General features: G+C 42.9%; 6 protein-coding genes. 3 read left to right on the forward strand and 3 right to left on the reverse strand.

Features of this window, described 5'->3' with window-relative positions; translation table 11 throughout:
- The first annotated feature begins 367 nt into the window (after positions 1-367).
- A complete protein-coding gene (locus OH455_RS22995; protein WP_269982908.1) occupies positions 368-847 on the forward strand; it encodes a GrpB family protein in 480 nt (159 codons plus the stop codon).
- Between the two features lie 100 nt (positions 848-947).
- On the opposite strand, the gene OH455_RS23000 is transcribed toward OH455_RS22995, so the two are convergent.
- Positions 948-1,589 (reverse strand): substrate-binding periplasmic protein, encoded by a 642-nt coding sequence (locus tag OH455_RS23000; protein ID WP_269982909.1) that lies wholly within the window; start codon positions 1,587-1,589, stop codon positions 948-950.
- A 178-nt stretch (positions 1,590-1,767) separates the two neighbouring features.
- Positions 1,768-3,300 carry a diguanylate cyclase domain-containing protein gene (locus OH455_RS23005; protein ID WP_269982910.1) on the reverse strand — a complete coding sequence of 511 codons (1,533 nt, stop codon included), beginning with the start codon at positions 3,298-3,300 and terminating at the stop codon, positions 1,768-1,770.
- 243 nt (positions 3,301-3,543) lie between these two features.
- Between OH455_RS23005 and OH455_RS23010 the strand changes: the two genes are divergently transcribed.
- On the forward strand, positions 3,544-5,106 hold the full coding sequence (locus tag OH455_RS23010; RefSeq protein WP_269982911.1) for a methyl-accepting chemotaxis protein: 1,563 nt from the start codon (positions 3,544-3,546) through the stop codon (positions 5,104-5,106).
- A gap of 29 nt (positions 5,107-5,135) precedes the next feature.
- Here OH455_RS23010 and OH455_RS23015 read toward each other — a convergent pair whose 3' ends face one another.
- The gene (locus OH455_RS23015) at positions 5,136-6,098 is read right to left on the reverse strand and encodes a hypothetical protein (protein WP_269982912.1); all 963 of its coding nucleotides are present in this window, start codon (positions 6,096-6,098) and stop codon (positions 5,136-5,138) included.
- A gap of 151 nt (positions 6,099-6,249) precedes the next feature.
- On the opposite strand from OH455_RS23015, the gene OH455_RS23020 reads away from it, so the two are divergent.
- The gene (locus tag OH455_RS23020) at positions 6,250-6,720 is read left to right on the forward strand and encodes an Lrp/AsnC family transcriptional regulator (RefSeq protein WP_269982913.1); all 471 of its coding nucleotides are present in this window, start codon (positions 6,250-6,252) and stop codon (positions 6,718-6,720) included.
- The last annotated feature ends 87 nt before the right edge of the window (positions 6,721-6,807 follow it).

Raw genomic sequence — 6,807 nt, forward strand, 5'->3', positions numbered from 1 at the left:
CTTGAAAGAGTTTTTTAATATGTGAGTCGGATCCAATAAATAATATTAAGGTATATTTTTTCGATTTATAAATGAAAAAATAACGTTTTTATGACACTTTAATTCATTTTGCATGCTTATTGAATTTGTACTTATCATTCTTAATGATTATTATATAATCGATTTAAATTTCCTTGCCGATTGTTTGTGATTGGCTTTGTTTTTATAACGAATGGATTTGGGAGTGTCATTTTAGCTGACAAATAGTCTCAGTTATTTGTAGGCCATAGAGAGTTGCTGTGGGCAGAGGAACAACAACGTTGAATTAACTGAACCAAGAAGGTGCTTTGTTGGTTAGTCTAGTTTCACTTACTTGATTGAGGATAGTATGAAGTTTTATTTACCAGAAGAGTATCAGGATTTGTGTCGTGCACAATTTGAATCTTATAAGAGAAAAGTGAGTTTGTTGCTCCCCAATGCGGTTGTAGAGCATATCGGCTCTTCGGCAATCCCAGGAGCGATTTCAAAAGGGGATCTGGACATTTATGTTGGGGTTGAGCTGTCACAATTTGAACAGTCAGTTCAAATATTGACCACGTTAGGGTTTTCAGAAAAACAAAATACCTTGCGCACCTCTGAGCTGTGCATGCTTGAGTCGAAGACAGATGACGTAGCATTTCAAGTTGTTGTGAATGGCTCACAACATGAATGCTTCCTTCGATTTCGTGATTATCTCGTCTCAAATCCTGAGTTAGTGAAATATTACAACAAACTGAAACAGTCTTGCGATGGATACTCACATGAGGATTACCGAACGCTGAAATCTGATTTCATTGTGCAAGTTTTGAATGAGTCTTTGAAGGGGTAATCCGTTACCTAAGCTTCGGCGATTTATAGTATTAAATAGGAACGAGTAATGAATGTGCCGTCAAGATCTCGAAAGCTGTCGGGCAGAAAGTTGGCGTTCACTATGGTAGTTGGCGATTCGGTCGATTGGCGACTAAATCTCTAACGGCTTGCTCTAATTGAGGCAGGAGGTGTTTATTTGAAATGTGAATGTAGTGATACAGGGGTTCGCGAATAATCGCCTTACTGACGGGTTTAATGTTTGGATACTTGGCTTTGAGAATTTCGTAAACCACCTTAGGTGCTAGCCACAAGTCTGCGCGTCCTTTCTTTACCATTAATGCTGCTTGTTCCGCTTTTTCAACCAAATAAAGCGCTTTATAGCTTTCGATTTCTTCTGTAAATTTCATCCCCAATTGTGAGACGAGTACTTTTTCCGAAACTTGGCTCAGCTCGTTGTAAAATTGCCCTTCAAAGCCATATATGAAGATACTGATATAGTAGAGAGGGACGTCAACCTTGATCATATTCTCGTCTTGAGCAAGCCTCGATATCCTCAAGTCCAAGCCTTGATATCGACCTTGGCTGACTGCGCGTATAGCTCTCGCATTCGGTAAGTAAACAAAATCTATCTCGACACCAGACTTTTGGTATATGAATTCGAGATCCTCTATCAAAGTAAAGCCGGCAAGCTTGTTTAGTTCTGGATTTTGATAAACTTCACCTATTGCAATGACCGTCGTGTCGGCAACGGCCGACCGCATAAAACAAATCAACAACGCCAGCCAGTAGAGACTGCAATATCGGATTGACATATTTTGTGTGACCCTTGGTAGAACATATCATTGGTATAGTCTAACTAAGGGCGTTGGTAAACTCGGAATGCAACTGTGTGTGGGGGAAATATCTTGCTAGGAACTAGGCTCGATGCGTGAGCAAAACTTAATTGGCAGAAATGATTTGGTAGCCGTTTCGACCGTCTTGTTTGACCTGATACAGCGCTTGATCCGCATATTGGAATAAGCTGGTTAAATGCTCGTAGGTGTTAGTTTTCTTCGACGTTGCACCAGCACTTATAGTGACGTACGGTTGGGTTGGCGAATAGGCATGCTCTAATGACAGATTACTGATTGCTCTCACCAATTGATTGAGATAACCATCAAGATCAAGTTCGATGTCGCTTGCGAGCAACACACAAAACTCTTCACCTCCATAACGGCACACCAAGTGCTCGTAGGGTGATTCAACATCTCTCAGTGCTTCTGCAACGAGACGCAAGGCGCGATCACCGGCAATGTGTCCATAGTTGTCGTTGTATTGTTTAAAGTGATCGATATCGACTAAAGTGACTCCTATATAATTGTAACCCAGCACTTCAATGAAGTAACGGGCCGTTTCGTAGAGGTGTCTTCGATTCGCAATCCCGGTAAGTGGATCGACAATAGACTGCATTTTGAGGATTTCACGTTTCTCATCAAGTTCAGTAATGAGGTGATTGATGTCACGAGCAAAGCTTCTCATCTCTTTTGAAACAAATGTGGCTTCGTTGGGTAGCATGTCTCCTGATTTCTGAAACTGGCGAAGTGTTTGCTGTGCCTTTTCTAGGGGTTTAATTATTCTTGATACGACTATCAAATTGAGTGCGAACATCACGAGCGCAAAACAAGCTAGTACGCTAGCTTCGGGCACGGTTAGAAAAGCGGGTAGCTTTTCATTGTGGGTAATTTCGATAGCAATGTTATCATCGTCTAGAAAGTCTTCGCGATAAATCACGGAAACATTCTCTGCCTGAGCCGTACTTTGTACAGCCTCATGTTCATTGAGTGGATGAACAACGATCTTGACACCAGTCGCATCTTCAATCTCTGCGATAAACTCATTGCGGATCTTGCGAATAAACACTATGTACCCAAAATCGCACGATTTTCCGTCGCTGAGACAAATTCGAGCAGTGGCTACCATGTATGGCTCGCTTTTATGTACAGCGTATTCCAACTGCGAGGAAACTTTGGCATTTGAAGATTGTATGGCTTGAGTAAGAAGCTTGTCGACCATCTCAGGGTCATTGAGCTCGATAAACTGAGCGGAATGAACTTGTCCATCTCTGTATAAAGCGCTCCATTTTACGTCAAGTTCATGACCGAAAATGATCATACCGTTGACCCGCTTGGACTCAAATGCATGCGGACCTATGCTGTCAGTTATGAAAGCGTCACTAGGCTGCTGTACATAACGTGCCAACGTTGTCCAAGCGGCATAATCTTCAAGGGATGCTCTCAGTTCGAGTTCTTCCATTTTCAATACGGTTTGCACACGCTCGATCTCGAACTCTTGTCTCTTTTTTGAAGCATCAACGGCCAGTTCATGGCTCCAAAGTGCCTTGAACGTAAAATAGAAAACGAGAAATAAGAGAACAACAGAGATAGAAACCAGAATGGTTAACTGTTTCAGACTGAAGTGTTTTAATCTAACCACTAAAAAAGCGCTACCTGAACAAGGAGTGGGCAATACTACACCGTCATTGTAGAGATCATTTCTGACTTGAGCCAGTCATTAACGGGCTAGATTGCTTCGATATGAGCGAAGGCATTGTGTTTAAAACAAAAAAAATCTTCAAATAATCTAAAAGTGTTACATGTGACTACTTTAATATTTTGTCATGATTTCATTTATTGTTTATATTTCCGTGCCACATAACTACAACAAAAGTTTACATTCATGATTGCTAGTCAAACTTCGTCGGAACGCGAAACCTTGCTTGACGCCAACGAACAGTTGGTGTCGACTACTGATCTGAAAGGCGTCATTACCTACAGTAACGAGGCTTTTTGTCGTATTGCCGAATTCACTCAGGAAGAACTGCTGGGTCAAAATCACAATATTGTGCGCCATAGCACTATGCCTAAAGCTGCATTCGCAGATATGTGGGCGAACCTAAAACAAGGTAAAGCATGGCGGGGTATTGTAAAAAATCGCACTAAAACAGGAGGCTTCTATTGGGTAGATGCCTACGTAACGCCTATCTACGCAAATGGTGAGATAACGGGTTATCAGTCGGTGCGTGTTAAACCCAAAAGAGAGTGGGTCAAGGTGGCGGACAAAGCCTATCAATCTTTGCTGCACGCTGAGAAAACAGGCGCGACTGTCTCACTGAAAATTCCCGACACTCTGCGTTATGCGATGTTAATTGGTTCTCTATCTGCCCCCGTCATTGCGAATCTATTATCTCTCGAAGGCATTGCGAGTTGGGTCGCTAGTGCACTGCCAATCTCTGTGACCGCATTGCTTTTCAGGCAAGAATTGGTCGATACGCCTAAACAGTTGAGAAAGCTTCAGTCAAAATATGATAGCGTCAGTCGTCTGATCTATTCTGGCAATACTCAATTCTCAATTGCAGATTTCCATATTAAGCTTCTTTCTGCACGAATTAGAACCGTGCTAGGTAGGATGACGGATTCCGCTAAACCGCTGCAAGATCTGTCTGATGGCTTAAGCGCAACAACCTTGCAGGTAACGCAAGCTCTTGAGCAGCAAACGAAAGATATTCGCCAAGTTCGTGAAGCAACCGAAGACGTGGAAGCATCCGCCAACGAAGTTTCAACCAGCACACACGAAGCACATGATTTGATTGATGTGACACTCAAAACGTGCCTGCTTGCGAAAGATACTATCGACCAGACTCATGTCAATTTAGAGAAACTCAGTGTTCAGGCTGAAAAAGCGACCAATACCACGTATCAACTGAGTGAACAGGCTCAAAACGTCAGTCAGATGATGGAAGAAATCGGTGGGATCGCAGAACAAACCAATCTACTGGCGTTAAACGCTGCGATTGAGGCCGCCCGCGCTGGTGAGCAGGGACGTGGTTTTGCGGTGGTAGCGGACGAAGTTCGTGCATTGTCAGGCAGAACTTCCAATGCCACGTTGCAAATTAAAGACAGTATTGAAACCATGTTGACGACGATTGAAGGTTGGCAATGCGACATCATTGCCAACCGTGAACAAACAGATGCATGTGGTGCAGTAGCAGAAGTAAGCGCGAAACGTTTATCTGAAGTCGAAACCATGATGCAATCGATGAACGACTTGATGAGCACGGTTGAAGATGCGGCAACGAAACAACGCCAGCTTTCGAGCGATGTAAATTTGCACATTCAGTCAATAGCCTCTGCGGCTGAGCAAAACCTAGCAGCGACGCATTCCGTTAATCTGCACTCACAAGAGTTACGCAATCAAGTCAACGAGTTTTATCAGTTAGCTCAGCGATTTGAAGAAAAATAAACCAAGGCCCTGCACTAGCAGGGCCTTTATTATTGCTGAACGCTTTTGTAAAGATATCTCTGACAGGTGGGCTCGCTTATACGCTTAAGGATCTGTGACATAATAGCGATGACGACAAAAGCAAACAGCAACCTTCCCCAAAATATCGATACGAAGTCTGCACCAATCAACAATACGAGAATGGTGTCTTCAATCATGCTGTGGGCCAAGTTAAGCAACATGACGGCGGTAAACACATCTCGTGCTGGTATATGGCCTCGTTTCGCTTCGTTGATCAGCAGGCCGCCACCGAAAGAAATACCTAATGTAATGCCGACTATGGTTAGGTTAGTCGCCTCTCTGCTGATGCCTAGCACAGAAAGAACAGGCTTGAGTGCCATCGCCATTAACTTCTCCACCCCTAATAGCTTTAGCATCTTTAACGTAAATAGTAAGATGGCAATGATGACAAGTATCGCTATCAAGTTTTCGACTTGTGACCACGCCCATTGCAAATAAGTTTGCTCTGGGGGTATTTCGGGATTCCAAACGATCTGGGCAGGTGTATTTAGCAAATCGCCGAACTGATAAATCTGGTGGAGAACCCACGCAAACACCAGTCCACCCCCGACTCTAACTAACGTTGTCATCGCAATACTCACACCAGCGCGCTTGGCAATAGCAGCTTCAATTGGGATCGAGTGTGCGATGAGCATTAATGACCCCAAAATCGATACCTGAGCCACGGTGAGTTCGCTGTTGGTGCTCATAAAGATCAATAGACCCGCGTACATATTAGTAAGCAGAGTTGTCGCCCACACCAAGCCCATTTCATCGGGTAAACCGACAAAATTCATCAAAGGACTTAGCCATTGGCTAAGCAATGCAACGCCTCCTAGCTGTTCAACAACTTTAATTACGATGATGATTGGAATCATCACTTTATACAGAGTCCAGGTGACATCGACTATTTCTTTAAAAAGGTCATAAAAGAAACGTTGTAACTTTTCCATGTTGAATTCCACACTGAATGATTCGATGGCACAAATATTAATAAAGACATGAGAAATATGGATAGGTGATTTGCATGTTTACTATGTCTCATGTTTCTTTATTTAATTTAGAGTGTGTTAAAATTTCTTAAAAATGTCCTCTGGAGAAATTATGGAAATTGACCGTTTAGACAGGAAGATTTTGTCGATACTGCAAAAGAATAATCGTATTCCGAATGTAGAGTTGGCGGAAGAAGTAGGGTTGTCGCCGCCAGCTTGTTTGAAGAGGGTAAAACGGCTTCGGGAAGACAACGTGATAACGGGTGATGTCTCTATCATCAATCCCGAGCTGGCCGGTAATAAGATGAAGTTGATCGTTTCAGTCGAAATGGAGCGAGATAGACCTGATATATACAGCGTGTTTCGCCAATCGATAACAAAAGCCCCAGAAGTCACTCAATGTTATCAGATCACGGGAGGCTACGATTTCATGCTGGTGGTGAGCGTTCCAGATATCAAAGCATATGAAAAATTTATTGAGCGCGTATTGCATCAGGATAAGAACATTCGCAAATTTCAGACTTCGGTCTCTACTCGCACAGTCAAGTTCAGTACTGAAGTGAATGTAGAAGAGATTCAATAAAAAACGCCCCGCTAGTATAGCGGGGCGTTTTCGTATCAAGATTCAGTGATTAAGCTAAAAGCTCTTTCGCTGTGTTCACAACGTTTT

The sequence above is a fragment of the Vibrio sp. T11.5 genome, assembly GCF_027587155.1.
GTDB lineage: Bacteria > Pseudomonadota > Gammaproteobacteria > Enterobacterales > Vibrionaceae > Vibrio > Vibrio neptunius.

What these genes read in the sequence shown, in the direction of transcription:
- OH455_RS22995 (WP_269982908.1), top strand. Translation starts at nt 368, where the DNA reads ATGAAGTTTTATTTACCAGAAGAGTATCAGGATTTGTGTCGTGCACAA.
- OH455_RS23020 (WP_269982913.1), top strand. Translation starts at nt 6,250, where the DNA reads ATGGAAATTGACCGTTTAGACAGGAAGATTTTGTCGATACTGCAAAAG.
- OH455_RS23010 (WP_269982911.1), top strand. Translation starts at nt 3,544, where the DNA reads ATGATTGCTAGTCAAACTTCGTCGGAACGCGAAACCTTGCTTGACGCC.
- OH455_RS23015 (WP_269982912.1), bottom strand. Translation starts at nt 6,098, where the DNA reads ATGGAAAAGTTACAACGTTTCTTTTATGACCTTTTTAAAGAAATAGTC.
- OH455_RS23000 (WP_269982909.1), bottom strand. Translation starts at nt 1,589, where the DNA reads ATGCGGTCGGCCGTTGCCGACACGACGGTCATTGCAATAGGTGAAGTT.